A 2,207-nucleotide genomic window follows, 5' to 3' on the forward strand; every position below is an offset into this window, starting at 1 on the left:
AGCTGTTCGGGGCGATGTCGGCCTCGCGCGCCACCTCGCGCAGGCTGAGGGTGGAGACGCTGCGGTGCGGCCCGAGCAGGCGCAGGGCGGCGGCGATCAGGTCCTCGCGGCTGATCTGCGGTTTGCGTCCGGGCTGGCCGGTGGCGGTGCGGGGCTGGGGCGGGCGCAGTGGGGTGGGCTGGGGCATGCAAAGGGCCGGGCCGGGACGTGGCGGCTGAACGGTAGCACCCCGGCCGGAGCTGGGCTTTGAACACCTGTATGCACAAGTGTATAGAATCGCCTGCGCCCCATCCCCGATGCTCCATCCCTGCATGAGTGCCACGCTGTCGCTTCCTCCCTTCCGCCCGGCCTGGCACTACTGGCGGGGCCTGCTGCAGCCGGGTTGGAGCCCGTATGGCAATACGGCACGGCTGCTGCGCCGCGCACCGGCCGCGGTGGATTCCGAGACCCTGTGGCTGAAGCCTTTCCGCCGCCTGCGCGACTGGCAGCCGGGACAGCACCTCACCCTGGGTTTCGAACTGGATGGCCGGCGCTTCCAGCGCAGCTTCACCTTGGTGAGCCTGCCCGGCGAACGCGAGCTCGCCATCACCGTGCGCCGGGTGGCGGGCGGGCGCTTCGCCGAGTGGCTGGCCCGGGCGCGGGATGGCGAGCGCCTGGCCATCAGCGAGCCCTGGGGCGGGCTCCGCTTCGCTCTGCCGCAGACCAGCCAGCGCCTGCTGATGGCCGCGGGAAGCGGCATCACCGCCGCCATGGCCCAGGTGCGCGCCGCCGCCGCCCGCGGCCAGCTCGCCGGCCTGGCGCTCGCCTACTGGGTGCGCGAGCGCGCCGAGGCCTGCTTCCTCGAGGAACTGCAGGCCCTGCAGGCACGCTTCCCGGATTTCCGCTTCCGCCTCTTCCTCACCGGCGATACGCCGCAGTCCGCCCACGAGACGGCCGGCCGGCTGGAGGCCGACCTGCTACCCGCGCTGCCGGCCAGCCCCGAGGGCGCCGAAGTGCTGGCCTGCGGCCCCACCGGCTTCGTGGCGCGGGTCGAGGCCCTGCTGCGCGGGGCGGCCGCGCGCATTGCCACCGAGAGCTTCACCCCGCCGGTGCTGCGGGTGCCGGACGTGCCGTCGGCCACGGTGTCGCTCCGGCTGGCACGCAGCGGCCGCACCCTGTCCATCCCCACCGGCACGCCGCTGCTGGCCGCGCTGGAGGCCGCCGGCCTCAACCCGCCGCACGGCTGCCGGCAGGGCCTGTGCGGGCGCTGCGTCTGCGCCAAGGCCGAGGGCGTGCATCTCGACCTGCGCGACGGCAGCCTGCACCCCGAGGCCAGCACGGCGCTGAAGCTCTGCATCAGCGCCGCGCGCACCGACCTTTCGATCGACCTTTGATTCTGCGACCCCGGAACCCGCCCTGCATGTCTGCTGCTGCCGCCACGCCCCTGCTCACCGGCGAACGCCTCGAGGCCTTCGGCGCCGAGCTCGACGCCCTGCGTGAGAAGCACGTTCGCGACCTCGGTGCTGCCGATGCCCGCTACATCCGCCGTGTGCGCCATGCGGTGCGCTGGAGCGAGGCCATCGGCCGGCTCGCGATCTATGGCGCGGCCCCGGCGCCCTGGATGCTCTGGCCGCTGTGGTGCTTCGGCGTGTTTGCGCTGGCGGTGTCGAAGATCCTCGACAATATGGAGCTCGGCCACAACGTCATCCATGGCCAGTACGACTGGATGAACGACCCGAGTCTGCAGGGCGATCGCTTCCAGTGGGACCACCTCTGCCCCACCGAGTGGTGGCGCGAGACCCACAACCACCGCCATCACCAGTGGACCAATGTGCGTGGCAAGGACGACGACGTAGGCTACGGCCTGCTGCGTATCTTCCCCGAGCAGCGCTGGACCCCCTTCGCGCTCGGCCAGCCGCTCTATGCCCTGGTACTGGCGGTGTTCTACCAGACCGGCATCGCCATCCAGAACCTCCAGCTTGGCAAATACCTCAAGGGCCGCCGGCCCTGGCGCGAGTTCTGGGTCGAAGCCCGGCCGCTGCTGCGCAAGCTGCCCTGGCAGGGCGGCAAGGACTACGTGGTCTTCCCGCTCCTGGCCGGCCCCTTCTTCCTGCCGGTGCTGCTGGGGAACATGGCCGCCAACCTCGCCCGCAATCTCTGGACCTTCGTGGTGATCTTCTGCGGCCACTTCACCCGCGATGCCATCACCTTCACCCCGGCGCAGGTGA

Annotated in this window: 2 protein-coding genes and 1 pseudogene; 2 read left to right on the forward strand and 1 reads right to left on the reverse strand. The window is 71.6% G+C overall.

The annotated features are described in order from the left end of the window. Positions 1-187: pseudogene (locus tag ACK42S_RS17625) on the reverse strand (hypothetical protein); the annotation flags it as partial. Between the two features lie 124 nt (positions 188-311). Here ACK42S_RS17625 and ACK42S_RS17630 point away from each other — a divergent pair. Together ACK42S_RS17630 and ACK42S_RS17635 are read left to right on the forward strand one after the other, a co-directional pair. Further along, the gene (locus ACK42S_RS17630; RefSeq protein WP_409710684.1) at positions 312-1,373 is read left to right on the forward strand and encodes a flavin reductase family protein; all 1,062 of its coding nucleotides are present in this window, start codon (positions 312-314) and stop codon (positions 1,371-1,373) included. A gap of 26 nt (positions 1,374-1,399) precedes the next feature. Further along, a partial coding sequence (locus ACK42S_RS17635; protein WP_409710687.1) for a fatty acid desaturase family protein occupies positions 1,400-2,207 on the forward strand: 808 nt, incomplete at its 3' end.

Source organism: Caldimonas sp., from assembly GCF_046289365.1.
GTDB lineage: Bacteria > Pseudomonadota > Gammaproteobacteria > Burkholderiales > Burkholderiaceae_C > Caldimonas.

Coding starts and splice junctions, on each gene's coding strand:
- ACK42S_RS17630 (WP_409710684.1), top strand. CDS start 312: ATGAGTGCCACGCTGTCGCTTCCTCCCTTCCGCCCGGCCTGGCACTAC.